Origin of the sequence: Mucilaginibacter aquatilis (assembly GCF_009755275.1) — a bacterium.
Taxonomy (GTDB): Bacteria; Bacteroidota; Bacteroidia; order Sphingobacteriales; family Sphingobacteriaceae; genus Mucilaginibacter; species Mucilaginibacter aquatilis.
The window spans coordinates 620,751-638,896 of the sequence record NZ_WQLA01000003.1 but is presented as its reverse complement, the minus strand read 5'-3'; the positions used below and the strand labels follow the sequence as shown (position 1 = coordinate 638,896).

The following is an 18,146-nucleotide window of genomic DNA, read 5'->3' as shown; positions in this document are numbered from 1 at the left end:
CTTTGGTATTGTGACGATCATCAGAAGATATTCAAAATAGCGAATCTCACTAGGTACAAGGCTCATCTAGCGTAACGGTTGGACTTTTGCACTTCAGTTAATGGCGCTTGTAAATCTTTGTAATAAGAAAGGCAATAACTGCTGAGCATCTCATCTCCACCTGTTCGTAACAACAATTTTAAAACCATAATAAAAGCGGCCAGGCATTATTGAGCGTATGCAGGCCAATGCTCCACCATAAACCTGCCCGTAAAGAAACATAAGCGAAGATTAGTCCATTGACGGCAAAAGGCAGCAAATTGATCATAATTGCACCTAAGTTTGCCTGATCGAAATTGAAGTTGTGATAATGCCAAAGTCCAAAACCAAAGGCGCTGATCCATAGTAACCAAGGGTATACATCAGGCCGGTTACACCATCTCATTGACATGTAAAGCTTTTTCTTCGAGAAAAATACTACTAATACAACGGTTGACAGGATAACAATAGTCTCAATCGTTATTAGATAGAAGTTCAAGCTCAACACTTTACAGGTGAGTAGGTAAATCAAGGTAATAACACCTATGCGGAAATAAGAGAACTTGCGTTGTAATATGCCCCTGAAAGCAGATTCTTCCAAGATCGGCGCAATTAAAACGATTTCGAGAAAAATCCGGTAGCGGGGTTGTTCCCGGAGATATTGGGGAATTGGTCCGTGTGAAGGTACCGTGGAAATGAAATTCCAACGTGCCAAAAGCATTTGAACTAAAGCAATGAGAAAACTGACCGCAAATAACGATATAAGTCCCCAAACCAGCATCTTTAATAGGGAGAAAAGCGTCTGTCTGCGCTGACAGACCGGAACACCTCTGAGAAAGTGAATAAGAAACAATAATGAACTTTTAGAGCGCATATACCTAAGCGATTGACATAACAATGATGAAATGCAGTACTAAAGATAGTACATAGCACACCACAACAAAATTTTGCTTCGCCACTAGTGGTAATCTAAATAACGATGTAAGTTGATAGGAGTAGAGCCTAACTGTGTAACTTCTGCTATCCAAGTCTTAAAGTATTTTGACGTTCATAAATGTTGAGACTACCCAGTTGCTTAAATGCGAATACGATATAACGTCCGGCCATAGTCTGCATTTGATGGCTACGTCTAGCTGGAGCATATGAATGAACATTGTCAACAACGTTAGTCTAATAGGTACAAGCTACTTCCATTCGCTTATACCTAAATTTAAGCACTTTCCATCTTCAGTGCTATTTGAATTTACATTTTCCTTTATACTGGGCATCGCACTTCCAATTTAACTAATATGACTTGGAAGTGCATTATTATTGTTAGATCATTTACATTCAATATTAGAACAATAAAGCTTCTTCAAGGTTGTTTAAATTTTCTACAACGGAATAATGATATGATAGAGCCTTCATTTACTACTATAGCAGCCAGATTACTGTTCGTTTGTGAAGAAGAGATCATTTTTTCGACTTCTGATTTGAACGCTTACAAAAAGCATATACACCCACATGATATTGGACAAATGTCAACAGGTGATCAAATTTACATTGGCAAAAAGCTTTATAATATCGACAGCATTAACATTGAGCATTATTCTTGGCCGATGGAAGGACACATTATTAATCAATTGGGAACATTGTATCCATACACTATTAATATAACAGTAATACTTACTGCTCTCTTTGATAAATGGCAGTAGCAGCGGTACTTGGAAGTGGCTGCTTGATAATAGAAAGCCTATCTTATCTTATCACTTGATTGACATACTTGCTAATAACGCATTAAGTTCTAAATCAAACACTTTAGCCATCTTAACCAGTCTTCGCAATAATATCATGTACTCTTATCCCAAATATTATACGCAATTTTGATGACATAGAACCTAAAATTCCTTTATTTTTTGGCTCTACTATCATTCCTTTAATGGTGACAAGTTTCAAATGAGTTGCTTGTTCTTTTGAACGTTGTAAACCTTTATTTGACATAAAATTTCTGATTGTTATAACTTAACATAAACCTGTGAGTAAATATAAATGAATAGTAAATCATGATGTTCCCTCTTTTCAGCAAAGTAAACCGATCCAAAAAAGTTCATATATTCCACCTGGTAACGAACACGTAGTAGGCCAGTCGATCATATTTGCGTGACCTTCAAAAATTGATATTGTGCGTGTTTTTAATTTCGGCCATTACAAAAGTACTGTGGGTGCTGCCTATGCTTTCTACCGAACCTAATTTGTTAAAAACGAAATCCTGATAGTGTTTCATATCACGGGCAAATACTTTTAAAAAGAAATCGTAATCACCAGAAATATTATAGCATTCCACAACCTCTTCAATCTGCTTAATATCTTTCACAAAATTATGTCCGATCTTCCGGTCATGCTGTTTCAACTTGATGTTACAAAAAACAATGAAGCCTTTGTTAAATTTTTCCGGATCCAGCAAGGCGATATACTTTTTGATATACCCTCCGGTTTCTAAGCGTTTAACACGCTGCACCACCGGTGATGGTGTCAAATTCACTTTCGCTGCAAGTTCCTTAATGGTAAAACTTGAGTCATTGGCTAATATTTTTAATAGTCTTAAATCTATATCGTCCAGTTGTTCCATAGCATAATTCACCGTTTTAGAATACGAAGTTAAATACAAACCGCATAAAAAGTTATCAAAATCAAAATTTCAAGCTGGTTTTACTTATATCACTTGTTTAATATAGCGTTTATAGCTGTTTACTTAGCTTTGTACAGAGTTTTAACTCGTGGTTCTTTGCTTATTTAAGCAATCAGTAAAGGTTTTACTTAACGGTGAATTAATAGGGAATCGTGTGCAAATCACGAGCTGTCGCGCAACTGTAAGTAACGCAAAAGGCTTGGGCAAAGATGGTCACTGCGCAAGCGGGAAGGCCGGTAAAAGCCGTTACAAGTCAGGATACCTGCCTTTACTGAATTGACGATGCTTCCGCGTAAAGAGGTCATTGGTCAGATTGTATAGCTTTTAAGGTGCCAGCTTATAAGGTTGATTGCGCCTGCTCGTCCATGCATCTCCTGATTAACCCGCCTCTTTACCTTTAGTCTCTCATCTTACTTACAATTTGATAATAAAAAAAAGGTGTCTAGATATTATGCAGTATACAATTAAGAATGATTTCGTGTTCAAATTGAGCAGTGTTTATTTTAATGAGGACTATAAACCGTCCATTAGTACGCGCACAACTACCAACTTTGCTAACCTGGCAAGGGGAACAAGTCGTCAGGAGAACTTGCGTAACACCATTCAGATGATCAATAATCGTTTCAATACTTTAGCACATTGGGATAATCCTGAAAACGATCGCTATTCGGTTGAACTAGAAATTGTTTCTGTTGATATGGATATTGATGGTAGTGGTAAAACATTCCCATCGATTGAAATATTAAAAACTTATATAATTGATCATCAAACATTAAAACGTGTTGATGGAATAGTCGGGAACAATTTCTCTTCTTATATACGCGACTATGATTTCAACGTTTTACTTTCAGAGCATAACAAAGGCAAAGAGCAATTCAGCATTCCTGACGACTTTGGCGAATTACACGGCAAAATGTTTAAGCATTTTGTAAATTCAGAAAGCTACAAAAAGCGCTTTATCAAACCACCTGTTATATGTCTGAGCGTAGCGGAGAGTAAAATCTATTATCGTACAGGAAACTGTCATCCTATATTAGGTTTTGAATACAAACCCACTGAATCTTCTTTAACAGAGCAATACTTTAGTAAAATGGGTCTGAAGGTTCGCTATTTTATGCCACCACATAGCACTGCACCTTTAGCATTTTATTTTTTTGGCGACCTGTTGGATGGTTATACCAACCTTGAACTAATTAGTACAATCAGTACCATGGAAACATTTCAAAAGGTTTACAGGCCTGAGATTTATAATGCCAATTCCTTTGCAGGATCATGCTATAAGCCAAGTTTGAAAAATAAAGACTATTCGTTAACAAAGATCATTTACAACCGTGAAGAACGCAGCCAGTTAGCCATTGAGCAAGGTAAGTTTGCAGAAGAGCATTTCATCAAGCCTTACAAAAGTTTATTAGAAGAGTGGTCAGCCAATTTTGCGCATTAATCTTACAATACTAAAAATTATTTTTATCATGAATATATTATTGCCCACCTCAATTGTGGGAAGTTTACCGAAACCTGCCTGGCTGGCACCACCCGAAAAACTTTGGTCGCCCTGGATATTAGAAGGCGATAAGTTAATGGAAGGTAAACAAGATGCTTTGCGCATCGCTTTGCAAGAACAGCTATTGGCAGGGGCAGACATTATATGTGATGGTGAGCAAACACGCCAACATTTCGTGACTACGTTCATTGAGCATTTAAGTGGTGTAGATTTTGAAAATCGTAAGATTGTAAAAATCCGTAATCGTTATGACGCGAGTGTCCCCGTTGTGGTAAATGAGATTGCCCGTCAGAAGGCAGTTTTTGTTGATGATGCTAAATTTTTACGTAAACAAACAGATAAGCCCATAAAGTGGGCATTACCAGGGCCGATGACCATGGTTGATACCTTGTACGATGCCCACTACAAAAGCAGAGAGAAATTGGCGTGGGAATTTGCTAAAGTACTCAATGAAGAAGCGAAAGAATTGCAAGCTGCCGGTGTAGATATTATACAGTTCGATGAACCTGCGTTCAATGTTTTTTTTGATGAAGTGAACGACTGGGGAATGGCAGCATTAGAAAGAGCCATTGATGGCTTACACTGCGAAACTGCCGTGCATGTATGCTACGGTTATGGCATACAAGCTAATAATCATTGGAAAAAGACCTTGGGATCAGAATGGCGTCAATACGAAGAAATCTTCCCAAAAATTCAAAAATCTAATATTGATATCGTCTCGTTGGAATGCCACAATTCGAACGTACCCGTAAGTTTAATCGAACTGGTCCGTGGTAAGAAAGTGATGGTCGGTGCAATAGATGTGGCATCTGCCAAGATTGAAACACCCGAAGAAGTAGCCGATACATTACGTAGAACGCTGGAGTTTGTAAATATAGAAAACCTTTATCCATCAACTAACTGTGGTATGGCTCCTTTGTCTCGGAACATAGCAAGGGGTAAACTGAGTGCTTTAAGTGCAGGAGCAAAGATTATACGCAACGAATTTGCAATTTAAACTCAATACATCAATTGTAAAATTGCATTTTCCTTTACCTCCTTCCATATGTGGAATTAATAGAAGGGGATCAATAAATTTATTTGGTTTGAACAGCTAACGGTAGAGTTTGGCCGGATAAATAATGCCATGCAAGTAAACTGCTTAAATGACGCGATTGCTTCAATTCAGTAGCATGCAGAGATGCTTGAACACTTTTTAAAAGCTGCGATTTATTGATACCGTAATTATTTAAAGTAAACCGGCAAGACCGTAAATTTTAGAAATGTCGTAATTTAGTTGCAGCGATTAACAAACAAGCTGAGTGCTCGGTTAACATTAATAGGCCATTTAGATTAAGTGTTGGAAAAGTAAATTTATGAAACGAATTTATGAGTTGTGAAATAATGGCAGCAAGCTTAGTGTGAAAAACCTTTGACTTTATTCGAAAACGTCTCGTGGAAGTACTTGATACCTTTTTTTAAAAGCAACTGTGAAATGGTGTGCATTCTTGTAACCTACATAATCCGCAACTTCATTTACGGGCAACCCTTTTTGCAGCATACTTTTGGCTCTATTCATGCGTAATTCATTCAGGTATCCAAACACGGTAAAACCAAACGCTTCCTTAAAACCTTTTTTAAGCTTAAAATCATTTAACCCGCATTGTTTAGCCAGTTCGGTTAATGTAAATGGTGACCTGATATTTTGTTCGAGCAGCTGCTTGGCAGTTTGCAATTTAGATAAGTCGGTATGTACTACATCTGATTTTGTATTATCAGGCGTAAAAAACATGCTATCTTTCAATTGCAGCGAAAGTAGTTCCAGTATCTTTCCTTCCAGGTAAATACGCCTGATGTAAGTAGGTTGCTCAGCACCGGTAATCTCGCCAATAATAGTTTTGAGTTCCGTAGTGATCAACTGATTGCCGGCTATAAATACCTTTTCGCCATTATTAGCCAGTTCATCGCCTGTAAATACAGAACTTTTCCAAAACAGATGCTTGATAAATCGACGGGTAAGACACACGGTAAATACATGCGTTTTGCGTTCAATACCAGCCTCAACAGCCAAACTGCTGCAGTAAAAGCAGTTAAAATGATTTGCCTTCGTGTTAAGAGCTGCATCCATTTGAACCATGGTGTTTAGCTCGCCATCCAGTACAAAATTCATAAGCCAACAGGGGCTATCACACTGCATTTTTAACCGGCAATGCTGGTTAGCTTCTATAGTGCTCTGAAAAACACATGCCCCGTCGAACCATAACTCGTTAACAGTCAAGTTACCCCAAGCAGCAGTTTTTTGCGAGTACCGCTCTTCCAACTGGTGTAAACCCGAAAACTCCCTAGGGTACTTGAGTTCTAAATTGAAGCTTTCTTGCGAGGCTGAAGTAATGCTGATGGTCATAAAATCCGTATGGCGTTGATAATAATCCGTATGGCGTTGATACGTTTTGGCTGCAATGATACACATTTGCAGTGTTATTTTTAATAAGTCTAAATAAATGAAAGCTTTCTTTACCCTAATTTGTATCTTTTGTGCTACGACGTATGTATGTGCTCAAAAACAGGGTAAAATAACAGGCAAAGTTTTGTCTAGTGATGGCCAGCCAGCAGGAGGTGTCACCATCATTGTTAATAATAAGCCGCTTGCCGAAACAGATGACAATGGTTACTACTCCGTTACATTGGTACGGGGGCAACACCAATTACAGGCAAGTTTTATGGGTTTGGTACAAACCGCCCAAACAATAGACGTTGCAACCGGCAAAACTGCTAAGCTCAACGACATCATATTGAAGCAAAGCTCACTGCACTTAAAAGATGTTGTAGTGACAGGGCAATATGAACCGCAGTCACTTAAAAATTCGGTTTATCAGATTCGCACCATCAGCGCGGAACGCATCAGGCTCAGAGCAGCTACCAACCTCCAGCAAGTACTAAACACCGAGCTAGGCGTGCGCTTTACTAATGATTTAACTTTAGGTACATCAGACATTGAGATGATCGGCGTAAGCGGTCAGCGGGTAAAAATACTATTAGATGGAGTGCCCTTGCTCGACCGCGGTGAAACGCGCGAAAGCTTGGGACAGATTGACATTAACATGATCGACCATATTGAGATTGTGGAAGGTCCGATGTCGGTCATGTATGGTACGGATGCTTTGGGTGGCGTCATTAACCTGATTACAAAAAAAGCAACATCTGAAAATAGTGGTTTGAGTGCCAGTGTACGTGTGCAGGAAGAAAGCGCCGGCAAGCAATATAAAGGCTTTAATGGCAGTGGTACACACAATCAAAATCTCAACTTAAAATGGCGGCGCAACGGCTGGAACATTGGCGTAAATGCCTCCCGTAATTACTTTGGTGGTTGGAGTCCTGGTGACGGCACGCAGGGCTGGTTGCCTAAAAACCAGTTGCTGGGCAGCTTTACCACCGGTTACCGTAACCAAAAATTGGGTATATGGTATCGTATCAACGCTACCGACGAGGACATCATCAGTAACGGTGTTCCTAATCTTTCTACCAATGTCTCCAAAGATCAGAAATATATCACACACCGCTTTTTGCATGAACTGCAAGGTAATTATGCTTTGAATAACAAGCTGAGTTTTAACGCAGCTGCATCCTATACCGATTACACACGCCGAACACAAACCACAGAGCTTAATCATACCACCGGCGAAGTACGTTTAACGGCAGCAGCGTCAGAGCAAGCTAAGGCGGCTTTCAACAACACATTTTTCAGAGGAATGGCGCTTTATGAACTATCGCCTGCCGTATCGTTTCAGCCAGGGATAGAAGTTAATTTAACTGGTAGCACCGGCGACCGCATATTGGGCACACCAAGGATTAATGATTATGCATTTTTCGCCTCATCCGAAATCAAGTTTACTTCGGCTATTACGGTTAGACCTGGTTTACGTTTAGTACACAACTCAGTGTATGATGCACCTCCGGTCATCCCCTCGGTTAATGCTAAGGTGGCACTATCATCTGCGCTAGACCTACGCCTGGCTTACGCTCGTGGCTTTAGGGCACCTGCGCTTCGCGAATTATACTTCAACTTTTTTGATGCCAGCCACTCCGTTATAGGAAATCCTAATTTAAAGGCCGAGTATTCCAATAGCTACAATGGTTCGCTATCCTTGCGTGCATTAAACGGGGCTCAATTAAATCTTAAAACTGTTGCGGGCGCTTTCTACAACCGGTTTAATAATTTCATCGGAACAGCTTACGATGCCGCCAATGGGTCTATCACCACTTACCTCAACATTGATAAATATAAAACTGTAGGAGGGACGCTCGAGAATACCATAAATTATAAAAGCCTACAGGCTACGTTAGGGTTTTACTACACCGGTCTCTATAACCGGTTAAAGGATGAAGACCCCACTTTGCCAGACATGAGCTGGACGCCCGAGGTGAACAGCAATATCGTCTACACTATCACGAGGTGGCAAACCACCATGAGCTTATTTTACAAGTTTACCGGCAAACGGCCATCGTACGAGTATGTTTCCAGTGGAAGCACCACCATCATACAGCGGGCCGCTATCGGCTCGTTCAACACTGCTGATTTTACACTGAATAAGATTGTAAACAAAGCGCTAAGCATTAGCGGCGGTGTACGCAATCTGTTTAATGTGACCCGAATCAACAACACTTCGCAGGATGTGGGTAGCGCACACAGCACAGGCGGAGCGGTTCCGGTAGGCTACGGGCGCTCATTGTTTTTAGGCCTTAATTACCAACTTTTCAAATAATTCCACTTTTCAAATTCAACAATCATTTTATGAAAAAACTATTATCCATGCTTATCGCTTTTACAGTGCTGTTTACCGCCTGTAAAGAAAACGATCCGCCGGTCGCCGACAATGCAGTCAACTTCCAGGCTGATAAACAAGGCTTTACAGCAGCACAAACATCGGCAGAAGTAAAGCTTACCCTCTCGCGCAATGCTGATGCAGCAGTCCCGGTAATAATCAGCCTGTCGAGTACAGGCTTAACTTATGGTACCCAGTTTACAACCGAGCCGGCTGCCACTAATGGTACGGTATCCGTTACTATACCTGCCGGCAGTAATTCAGCTGCCATCAAGGTAAATAAAGCAGCCAATTTGTTTTTAAACGGTAACGAATCGATCACCTTTAAAGTGGCTTCGGCAGGTTCGCCGGTGGTAGTGGGTGCTACCAGCCAAATGCAATTAAGCTTTTCGTCTATCGTATCAACTGGTACACAGCTAACGTTAGATGGTGGCACCGGCGGTTCGGCAGCCGTAAATTCAGTTTACGTTGACCTGAGCGCTAACAAGCAAACCAGCGTTGCTCGTAACGACTGGGATTTGGGCTTTTACTCGGGTGCTGATTATCGCGTGATCTTGAACAACACGCTCGCCGCATCGGTGCTGCCTACTACCAAAACGGACATCAACGCGGTTACCGCCGCCGATGTGACCACCGCAAATCTGGCACTTGGATTTGGTCAGGGCAGCTTTAGCATTTTCGACGATGTTAATGGCGACCTCACTAAGACGGCCATTGCTGCGGTAAGTGCCACTGACGCCGATAACAAAGTATATATCGTTAACCGTTCGGGCGGCTCGGGTACAGTGCTGCCGGCGGCCGATTTAATGAAAGTTCGTATCCTGCGTAATATGTCAAACGGTGGCTACACATTACAATATGCCAAAGTGGGCGAAACCACTTTTCAAACCCTAAGCATTGCTAAAGACAGTCAGTATAACTTCCGTTACATATCGTTTGCCAAGGGCGCCGTTGAAATTGAACCGGCTAAAGCCAACTGGGATTTGCAATGGACCTACAGCATTTATTACACCGGCACTACGCCTTATGCGTTTTCTGATTTAGTATTTACCAATTACCTGGCCGGTACCCAGGTGGCCGAGGTTTTAACCAGCGCGGTAAGCTACGATGCTTATACCGAAGCTAATATTGCGGCCACCACTTTCACGGCCAGCCGTAATACGGTATCCTCCAACTGGCGCGTAACCAGCGGCGGTACGGTTGGCGTAAAAACCGACCGCTTTTACGTCATCAAAGACAGCGCAGGTAACGTGTACAAACTGAAATTTGTCAGTTTCGGTCCGGATGGCGGCACACGTGGCTACCCGGTACTTGCCTATGCCTTAGTCAAAAAAGCATGATTTGTTTCCTTGAATAGTAGTAAGTAAGGCGTCCCTGGTGCGAATTAGGGAGCTTTTTCAAATTTTTTAACATATGAAGATTATCAAAAATGCATTGTTGCTTTTCCTAATGATCAGCACATCTATCAGCGCCGTACAAGCGCGTCATATAAATGCTACCTCTAAAAAAATTGTTTCTGTTAACGGTACAGTAAGTGAAATACTCGCAGCTATTGGCCTGGAGCCTAGTATTGTTGGTGTGGATGTAACCAGTACTTACCCCGTCAGCTTAAAAAGCAAACCGAAAGTGGGCCATAACCGTAACCTATCTGCCGAAGGCATTCTGGCTTTACAGCCCGATGTGGTTACCGGACTTTCTACCGATATTAAACCTGAATTGGCTGACCAGTTGAAAAGCGCAGGAATTAAGCTGGTGTTATTTACGCAGGAATTAAGTGCTGAAGGTACCAAGAAACTCATACGCCAGGTAGCCAATAGTTTTGGTAATAAGCCTAAAGCTGAAGCCTTAGTTAAAAAGCTGAATGCTGACTTGGCCGCTGCCGCAAAACTGACCAGAAGTGAAGGCAAGCCTAAAGTGCTGTTCATTTACGCCCGAGGAACGGGTACCATGATGGTAGCCGGGCAAAACACTCCGCTCGAAAAAATGATACAACTGGCCGGTGGCCAAAATGCGGTGAAAGGTTTTAACGATTATAAGCCGCTCACTGCTGAAGCACTGGTGGAAGCTAATCCTGATGTGATACTTCTGTTTAGCAGTGGTATGCAAAGTTTGGGTGGCCCTGCCGGATTGCAGGACGTGCAAGGTGTTAACCAAACTAAAGCCGGTAAAGCTAAGCGCTTTATCACCATGGATGGCGAATTGTTAACCGGGTTCGGTCCGCGTTTGGGACAGGCAATAGCCGAACTGGCACAAAAATTAAAATCGTAGTGCTTAAGAGTTACAGTTTAATATTAGCCGGTCTATTGGGGTTGCTGGTGGCGGTAATGATTGCCTCGGCTTGTTTGGGTGCGGTACATATCCGGCTCTGTGATTTTTTTGCTATCGTGGCCTACCGAACAGGAGTCAATCCGCAAGCTCACTATCAACCACAGCAAGAGGCGGTGCTGTTTGCGCTACGCTTTCCGCGGGTATTGTTGGGCGTTTTGGTCGGTGCCGGGCTTGGAATCTCGGGCGCCTCCTTACAGGGCTTGTTCCGCAACCCGCTGGCTGATTCAGGCCTGATTGGTATTTCGTCCGGAGCCTCCTTATTTGCCGTTATGATGATTGTGCTCGAAGCCACTATCTTTAAACAGTTGCAGCAGGCCACGGGCTATTACGCACTTTCACTTGCAGCTTTTGCCGGAGCTTGCATCACCACATTTGCCGTGTACCGCATCTCAATTCAACAGGGCCGGTCGGATGTTTCAGTGTTGTTGTTGGGTGGTATAGCCATTAATGCATTGGCCGGAGCTTTGATCGGACTCATGACCTATATGGCCACAGACGAACAGCTTCGTAACATTACCTTCTGGAATTTGGGTAGCCTGGGCGGTGCCACCTGGAAGTCAGTAACTGCATTATCACCATTTATTGCCATACCGGTAGTCGCATTGCCGTTTTTATCCAAATCATTAAACGCCTTTGCCTTGGGCGAAGCGCAGGCACGGCATATGGGCGTGAATACCGGGCTGGTGAAACGACTGGTGATTGTACTGGCTACCATGGCCGTTGGTTCGTCAGTGGCAATATCCGGCATCATCGGGTTTGTCGGATTGATTATACCGCACATTATCCGCATGGCTTTTGGTGCAGATCATCGTCTGCTAATTCCGGCATCGGCCATCTTGGGTGCCGCAGTACTTACCCTGGCCGATTTGGTTAGCCGCACTATTGTTGCCCCTGCCGAATTGCCTTTGGGCGTAATCACCGCGTTGTTGGGTGCGCCCGTTTTTATTTACATCATTATGAGCCGCAAAAGGAGAACACAATTATGATCAGTTTAAATCAGGTGAGCTATAAGGCTGGTAAGAAAACTTTACTGGCTGATATCAACCTTGAGGTGCAAAAGGGAGAAATGCTGGCCGTTATAGGTGCTAACGGTGCCGGAAAAAGTACGCTGATGAAATTATTGAGCGGCGACCAGCAGGCTCATACTGGCGAAGTTCGGTTAGATGATGAGCATATTAAAACATATAGTATGGCGGCACTTGCCTTGCGCCGTGCGGTATTGAGCCAGCATAACACCTTATCCGTTTCATTTCTGGTAGAGGAAATCGTAATGATGGGTCGGTACCCACACTTTAATGGCCAGCCGTCGTCACATGATGTTGATATAGTGAAAAGCGTTATGAATGAGACAGGCGTAAAACATTTGGCTGGGCGCGACTATAGCACACTTTCGGGCGGAGAACAACAGCGAGTGCAACTGGCTAGGGTAATAGCCCAAATTTACGATATAGATGGGGCTTACTTGTTTTTAGACGAGCCTACCAACGGGCTTGATCTGCTTTATCAACAGCAAATACTCAACACCGCACGCCACCTGGCCGATAAGGGCTTTGGCGTGGTAGCCATATTGCACGATATTAATTTCGCATCCAGATATGCCGACAGGGTGTTGATATTGAAAGAGGGACGAATACTGGCGTTGGGTACGCCTAACGAAGTAATTACCGCCTATAGTATACAAGAAGCTTTTGGGGTACAAATGGCATTGTTTGATGCTTATGGCTGCAAGTATCCATTTGTAATACCCAAGGGCATTGTCTAAAATTTATAAATTATAATGATCATGGAAAATACAATTACCTCCATCAAAGAGCAATGGCTAGCGCTAAAAGAGCAACAGCCCAAAATCAGAATACGCGATGCCGCTAAACAACTAGGGGTAAGTGAAGCTGAGTTGGTAAACACTGGCGTAGGCAATACCGCTATCAAATTGGGTGGCGATTTCAAAGAACTGCTGAAAGAAGTGGCGACATTGGGTTACGTAATGGCCTTGACCCGAAACGACTTTTGCGTACACGAGCGCAAGGGCGTTTACAAAAAAGCAGGCTTTAACGGCCATGTAGGGTTAGTAGTCACTCCTGATATTGATCTGCGCTTATTTATGACGCATTGGCATTTTGGCTTTGCCGTAAACGAGAATGACCGCTTGAGCTTGCAGTTTTTTGACAAAGACGGCCAGGCCGTACATAAGATTTATTTAACCGAGCAAAGTGACGTAGCCGCTTATCATGTGTTAGTAGCTAAATATCGTGCTGAAGAGCAGGAGATTGATATGGTTATTATGCCTACGACCAATAAGACGGTTGAAATCCCGGACCATGAGGTGAACCTGAAAGACTTCCATCATGAATGGATCAATTTGCAGGATACGCACGATTTTCATGGTATGCTGCGCAAATACGAGCTTACCCGTACGCAGGCATTGCGATTGGCTCCGGATGGCTTTGCTCAACGCATGGAAGTTAGCGCTTTAAAGAACATTCTGCAAAAGGCATCAGCCTGGAAGACCGAAATTATGGTATTTACCGGAAGTGCAGGCTGTATCCAGATACATACAGGCCAGGTGAATAAGCTGGTGGAAACTGGTCCGTGGTTTAACGTATTAGACCCGGAGTTTAATATGCATTTACGCCTGGATGGCATCGCCGCCATTTGGCTAGTCAAAAAACCAACCGTAGACGGTTTGGTCCACAGCATTGAAGTATATGATGCGAAGGGCAATACAATTGTTCAGTTCTTTGGTAAACGTAAGCCGGGTATTCCCGAAAGTGAGGCTTGGCGTAGTATTTTAAACTAAAGCAATAACCACAATAAAAAGCAAATGCCCTATGTACTTTTTAAGGACATAGGGCCATTCTTACCTATGTTAAATATCAGTCAATTTTAGCAGAAGGTAGAGGATTTGGAACTAAAATTTAAAAAGAACTTAGTACTGAGTTTTTCTGAGTTATGCGTTCGTACGAAACGGCTGACCGAGATTGACGCCGCTTTGGTTCGTTTTCTTGGAAAATAGCGTAAGTGGTTACTTTGTGGAACTTAACCCATCCGTGTTTAGCAAATTTGGGAACCCTATTTTTGCATTTGGACTGTCGGTGGCTTTTGAGCATGCCGAAAATATTGAGCGGCATTTTATTACACAATCAACAGTCAAGCATTTCTATAAGATTTTACAACAGAGCATATTGTGCTCAGTAACATGATCTACTGAAAGAGCAAAATAAACAGATCGAAACTTCAACCTTGGTTTCCTGTTCAATATCCATGGCTAAAAATGTTACGGATGTTTCCGGCTTTGTTCGGGTACGCGGTGCGCGCGAACATAATCTGAAGAATGTGAATCTGGACATTCCCCGTGGTGCCTTAGTCGTATTTACAGGGGTCTCCGGCTCGGGCAAATCATCTTTGGCATTCGGTACGCTATACGCAGAAGCGCAGCGACGCTATCTGGAATCCGTATCGCCTTATGCCCGGCGGTTGTTCAATCAAATGGCTATTCCAGAAGTGAATGAGATCGAAGGTCTGCCCCCGGCAGTCGCCTTGCAGCAGCAACGTGGCGCGGCCAGTACCCGCTCCTCAGTAGGCAGCGTTACTACACTTTCCAATTTGTTACGCATGCTTTATTCGCGCGCGGGAGATTACCCGGCAGGCCAAGCTATCATCTACGCGGAATCATTTTCGCCCAATACACCCGAAGGCGCCTGTACGGAATGCCATGGTCTTGGCCGGGTTTACGAAATCACCGAAAAAACGATGGTGCCCGACGACACCCTCACTATCCGGGAAAAAGCGATCGCCGCCTGGCCATCTGCCTGGCAGGGACAGAACCAGCGTGATATTTTGACCACTATAGGTTATAACCTGGACATACCATGGAAAGACCTGCCTAAAAAAGACCGAGACTGGATCCTGTTCACCGAAGAGCAGCCTGTCGTCCCGGTCTATTCCGGCTATAACCACGAAGAGATCCAACGCTTTATCAAGAATAAACGGCAGCCTGATTACATGGGCACCTTTACAGGCGCGCGCAGGTATGTAAGGCATACGTTCACCAACACGCAAAGCGCACTTATGAAGAAAAGGGTAGCGCAATACATGATCAGTAGTGAATGCCCGTTATGCCATGGAAAGCGTCTGCGGCAGGCTTCCTTATCTGTTAAATTCGCGGGTTATGATATCGCGGATCTATCCAGACTTGCATTGAACAAGTTAGCCACAATCTTTGCGCCCTATGCCAGCGGTGAAGCCAGGGCACTGAAGCAACTCGAAGAAAAACATCCCGAAAAGGCGGTGGTCGCCAAACGCATTGCGGAAGACTTTCTGGCCCGCGTGCAGGTCATGCTGGACCTTGGCTTAGGTTACCTGACCATTGAAAGAAGTACCCCGACCTTATCGCCGGGTGAATTGCAGCGCCTACGTTTAGCCACGCAAGTGCGCTCAAATCTCTTCGGAGTGGTCTATGTGCTGGACGAGCCATCGGCAGGCCTGCACCCGGCTGACACGGAGGCCTTGCTAAGGGCACTGGATAAATTAAAAGCATCCGGCAATTCTTTATTCGTCGTTGAGCACGAGATCGACGTGATCCGGCATGCCGACTGGATTGTGGATGTAGGCCCAGCGGCCGGTGAAAAAGGCGGTCATATTTTATACAGCGGCTTACCTGGTGGTTTGCGCGACGTGAAGGAATCGCTCACCCGCCACTATATCTATGACGATAGGCCCAAAAGGACCAACGACCTCAGGAAAGCCAAAGAATGGCTAAAACTAGAAGGCATCACCAGGAATAATCTTAAGAATCTCGATGTCGCTTTCCCCTTGGGCGTTTTAACCAGCGTGAGCGGTGTATCCGGTTCCGGCAAAAGCAGTCTGGTAAGCCAGGTACTGGTTGAATTAGTTAGTGATCAATTAGGTTTGCAAATGGATATCACCAGCGATGGCGAAACCGACCCTTTGGAAGACACCCCAGTACAAACGACGGGCGGTAACATCACCTGCGGGATGAAGCATGTCAAAAGATTGGTGGTTGTTGATCAGAAACCTATTGGGCGTACGCCACGATCAAACCTGGCCACTTATACCGGCTTGTTCGATCATGTACGCAAACTATTTGCTGCCACGCCCATGGCCAAAGCGCGTAAATTCGATGCCGGCCGTTTTTCGTTCAATGTTGTTAAAGGGCGCTGCCCACATTGTGAAGGCGAGGGGATGGTGATGGTTGAACTGCTATTCCTACCGAGTGTTTATACGCCTTGCCCAACCTGCGGCGGCACCCGCTATAACCCGAAAACATTAGAAGTTACTTACAAAGACAAAAATATTGCGGAGGTACTGAGCCTGACCGTCGATGAGGCGGCAAACTTTTTTTACGAAGAGCCTGCAATCAGCCGCGCGCTGGAGGTCGTCCGTGAAGTTGGATTGGGCTACCTGCGACTGGGACAGCCCGCGACCGAACTTTCAGGCGGCGAAGCACAGCGGATCAAACTGTCAACAGAACTGCAACGCGTACAGCACGGTCAAACGCTATATGTGCTAGATGAACCAACCACAGGGCTGCATCCATCAGATGTGGAGCGTTTATTACTGCAACTCCACCGTCTGGTCGATGCCGGTAATACGGTGATCATGGTAGAACACGATATGGACGTGATCGCGGCCAGCGACTGGGTGATCGATATCGGGCCGGGCGCAGGCGAATCAGGCGGCCGCATCGTAGCCGAAGGCGAGCCGGCAGCGATTGTCAAAAACGAAGAGAGCCGTACCGCTCCTTACCTGGCCAAGCACCTATAGAGCTGGATAAACCACCGTACGGTCGCAGAAGCGAGTGGGCGTTATCAATGATAAAAGCTGAATTGAAAAAGCAGGGGCTGATTATTTCATAGGCAAAACCTTCACACAAACTTTAATGTGACATACGTTAGTGTTTAGTAATCAAATTAAGGGTTGTATTCAGCATGAAAATCATCACACTAAATGTGAGCATGCCTAGCAGATAAGCCGCCAAAGCCTTAAAGTAACGGCCGATCTTTCTCCGGCTGTCAAAAAAGTCGCCTATGGCCCAGGCAGAATAGCCCAGACTAATTACCACCGAAAAAGCCATTGTTTTATAACTGGTTATGCCTTCAATCAGCGCGAACACAGACAAGATAAGCATGCCCATACCCATCACAAAGCATAGCAGTATCAAAATCTCAAAGTAGTTATAATTGCTCCTTCTAAAAAATAGCTGTAGCCACCCTGCTATACATATGCCCATAATGATATTGGCGTATCCGTAATGGCTTTGCACCCAATTTTTGATGGAACTGGTTGTCAGGTTATCCTTGTCGCGTATGGTAATATACCCTTCATCTAAATGAAAAGAATGGCTGACAACGGTATATAACAACGAGGATAGAATAATAAAAATGACAGGCTTAACCAGTCGGCTCCTGTTTTCGGCAATAAATGCCCGTACGCTTTTGCCAGGGTTCAAAAGTAGCTCCTTAATGGTGTACAATATTCCTTTTTCAAAATGCAGCACATGTAACACTTCGTGCTGAATATAGTGAGCGTCTATACGGTTAAGTTTAGCCGGCTGACCGCATTGCGAACAAAACTTATGCGTTATCTCGTTATGGCAATGGCCACAAGTGATAGTATCTAAAATCATAAGAATAGAAAATAGTAGTGCAAAAATTAAAAAAGGGATGGGTTTGCTAACTACACTGAAGTGTAGATTTGCTATATAAATTCGCCCCACGATCACTGAAAGCAAAACCGCACTGTTAACAGATAATGAAGTAATACAGTTAGCCGAGGCCGACTATTTGCAGCAATAGGATCACTCGGAAGC

15 protein-coding genes and 1 riboswitch are annotated in these 18,146 nt (G+C 43.8%); of the genes, 10 read left to right on the top strand and 5 right to left on the bottom strand.

What is annotated here, in order from left to right; translation table 11 throughout:
* Positions 1-178: 178 nt before the first annotated feature.
* Positions 179-892: a CPBP family glutamic-type intramembrane protease gene (locus GO816_RS10560; RefSeq protein WP_157541863.1), complete on the bottom strand. Its 714-nt coding sequence runs from the start codon at positions 890-892 to the stop codon at positions 179-181.
* 517 nt (positions 893-1,409) lie between these two features.
* On the opposite strand from GO816_RS10560, the gene GO816_RS10555 reads away from it, so the two are divergent.
* Positions 1,410-1,712 (top strand): hypothetical protein, encoded by a 303-nt coding sequence (locus GO816_RS10555; RefSeq protein ID WP_157541862.1) that lies wholly within the window; start codon positions 1,410-1,412, stop codon positions 1,710-1,712.
* A 112-nt stretch (positions 1,713-1,824) separates the two neighbouring features.
* On the opposite strand, the gene GO816_RS10550 is transcribed toward GO816_RS10555, so the two are convergent.
* Positions 1,825-1,998: a hypothetical protein gene (locus tag GO816_RS10550; protein ID WP_157541861.1), complete on the bottom strand. Its 174-nt coding sequence runs from the start codon at positions 1,996-1,998 to the stop codon at positions 1,825-1,827.
* A 166-nt stretch (positions 1,999-2,164) separates the two neighbouring features.
* Positions 2,165-2,626, bottom strand: coding sequence for an Lrp/AsnC family transcriptional regulator (locus GO816_RS10545; protein ID WP_157541860.1), 462 nt, complete (start codon positions 2,624-2,626; stop codon positions 2,165-2,167).
* 162 nt (positions 2,627-2,788) lie between these two features.
* Positions 2,789-2,970: riboswitch (cobalamin riboswitch) on the top strand.
* Between the two features lie 167 nt (positions 2,971-3,137).
* On the opposite strand from GO816_RS10545, the gene GO816_RS10540 reads away from it, so the two are divergent.
* The gene (locus tag GO816_RS10540; protein WP_157541859.1) at positions 3,138-4,127 is read left to right on the top strand and encodes a DUF1852 domain-containing protein; all 990 of its coding nucleotides are present in this window, start codon (positions 3,138-3,140) and stop codon (positions 4,125-4,127) included.
* A gap of 28 nt (positions 4,128-4,155) precedes the next feature.
* Entirely contained in the window at positions 4,156-5,184 is a 1,029-nt protein-coding gene (locus GO816_RS10535) for a methionine synthase (protein WP_157541858.1), read from the top strand.
* Positions 5,185-5,604: 420 nt separating this feature from the next.
* Here the strand turns inward: GO816_RS10535 and GO816_RS10530 are convergent, their stop codons facing one another.
* Positions 5,605-6,570, bottom strand: coding sequence for a helix-turn-helix transcriptional regulator (locus GO816_RS10530; RefSeq protein ID WP_198171489.1), 966 nt, complete (start codon positions 6,568-6,570; stop codon positions 5,605-5,607).
* Between the two features lie 97 nt (positions 6,571-6,667).
* Here GO816_RS10530 and GO816_RS10525 point away from each other — a divergent pair, with 97 nt between their 5' ends.
* From GO816_RS10525 to uvrA, 7 genes are all read left to right on the top strand, one after another.
* On the top strand, positions 6,668-8,929 hold the full coding sequence (locus tag GO816_RS10525) for a TonB-dependent receptor (protein ID WP_157541856.1): 2,262 nt from the start codon (positions 6,668-6,670) through the stop codon (positions 8,927-8,929).
* Between the two features lie 29 nt (positions 8,930-8,958).
* A complete protein-coding gene (locus GO816_RS10520) occupies positions 8,959-10,329 on the top strand; it encodes an HmuY family protein (RefSeq protein WP_157541855.1) in 1,371 nt (456 codons plus the stop codon).
* Between the two features lie 73 nt (positions 10,330-10,402).
* Positions 10,403-11,257, top strand: coding sequence for a heme/hemin ABC transporter substrate-binding protein (locus tag GO816_RS10515; RefSeq protein WP_157541854.1), 855 nt, complete (start codon positions 10,403-10,405; stop codon positions 11,255-11,257).
* Entirely contained in the window at positions 11,257-12,303 is a 1,047-nt protein-coding gene (locus GO816_RS10510) for a FecCD family ABC transporter permease (RefSeq protein WP_317163619.1), read from the top strand. Before GO816_RS10515 ends, GO816_RS10510 begins: the two co-directional genes overlap by 1 nt.
* The gene (locus tag GO816_RS10505; protein ID WP_157541853.1) at positions 12,300-13,079 is read left to right on the top strand and encodes a heme ABC transporter ATP-binding protein; all 780 of its coding nucleotides are present in this window, start codon (positions 12,300-12,302) and stop codon (positions 13,077-13,079) included. The genes GO816_RS10510 and GO816_RS10505 overlap by 4 nt, the downstream gene beginning before the upstream one ends.
* Positions 13,080-13,100: 21 nt before the next feature.
* Positions 13,101-14,114, top strand: coding sequence for a hemin-degrading factor (locus tag GO816_RS10500; RefSeq protein WP_157541852.1), 1,014 nt, complete (start codon positions 13,101-13,103; stop codon positions 14,112-14,114).
* Positions 14,115-14,578: 464 nt separating this feature from the next.
* Entirely contained in the window at positions 14,579-17,101 is a 2,523-nt protein-coding gene (gene uvrA / locus GO816_RS10495) for an excinuclease ABC subunit UvrA (RefSeq protein WP_157541851.1), read from the top strand.
* Between the two features lie 127 nt (positions 17,102-17,228).
* Here uvrA and GO816_RS10490 read toward each other — a convergent pair whose 3' ends face one another.
* On the bottom strand, positions 17,229-17,963 hold the full coding sequence (locus tag GO816_RS10490) for a DUF3667 domain-containing protein (RefSeq protein WP_157541850.1): 735 nt from the start codon (positions 17,961-17,963) through the stop codon (positions 17,229-17,231).
* Between the last annotated feature and the right edge of the window lie 183 nt (positions 17,964-18,146).

What these genes read in the sequence shown, in the direction of transcription:
- GO816_RS10560 (WP_157541863.1), bottom strand. Translation starts at nt 892, where the DNA reads ATGCGCTCTAAAAGTTCATTATTGTTTCTTATTCACTTTCTCAGAGGT.
- GO816_RS10555 (WP_157541862.1), top strand. Translation starts at nt 1,410, where the DNA reads ATGATAGAGCCTTCATTTACTACTATAGCAGCCAGATTACTGTTCGTT.
- GO816_RS10550 (WP_157541861.1), bottom strand. Translation starts at nt 1,998, where the DNA reads ATGTCAAATAAAGGTTTACAACGTTCAAAAGAACAAGCAACTCATTTG.
- GO816_RS10545 (WP_157541860.1), bottom strand. Translation starts at nt 2,626, where the DNA reads ATGGAACAACTGGACGATATAGATTTAAGACTATTAAAAATATTAGCC.
- GO816_RS10540 (WP_157541859.1), top strand. Translation starts at nt 3,138, where the DNA reads ATGCAGTATACAATTAAGAATGATTTCGTGTTCAAATTGAGCAGTGTT.
- GO816_RS10535 (WP_157541858.1), top strand. Translation starts at nt 4,156, where the DNA reads ATGAATATATTATTGCCCACCTCAATTGTGGGAAGTTTACCGAAACCT.
- GO816_RS10530 (WP_198171489.1), bottom strand. Translation starts at nt 6,570, where the DNA reads ATGACCATCAGCATTACTTCAGCCTCGCAAGAAAGCTTCAATTTAGAA.
- GO816_RS10525 (WP_157541856.1), top strand. Translation starts at nt 6,668, where the DNA reads ATGAAAGCTTTCTTTACCCTAATTTGTATCTTTTGTGCTACGACGTAT.
- GO816_RS10520 (WP_157541855.1), top strand. Translation starts at nt 8,959, where the DNA reads ATGAAAAAACTATTATCCATGCTTATCGCTTTTACAGTGCTGTTTACC.
- GO816_RS10515 (WP_157541854.1), top strand. Translation starts at nt 10,403, where the DNA reads ATGAAGATTATCAAAAATGCATTGTTGCTTTTCCTAATGATCAGCACA.
- GO816_RS10505 (WP_157541853.1), top strand. Translation starts at nt 12,300, where the DNA reads ATGATCAGTTTAAATCAGGTGAGCTATAAGGCTGGTAAGAAAACTTTA.
- GO816_RS10500 (WP_157541852.1), top strand. Translation starts at nt 13,101, where the DNA reads ATGGAAAATACAATTACCTCCATCAAAGAGCAATGGCTAGCGCTAAAA.
- uvrA (WP_157541851.1), top strand. Translation starts at nt 14,579, where the DNA reads ATGGCTAAAAATGTTACGGATGTTTCCGGCTTTGTTCGGGTACGCGGT.
- GO816_RS10490 (WP_157541850.1), bottom strand. Translation starts at nt 17,963, where the DNA reads ATGATTTTAGATACTATCACTTGTGGCCATTGCCATAACGAGATAACG.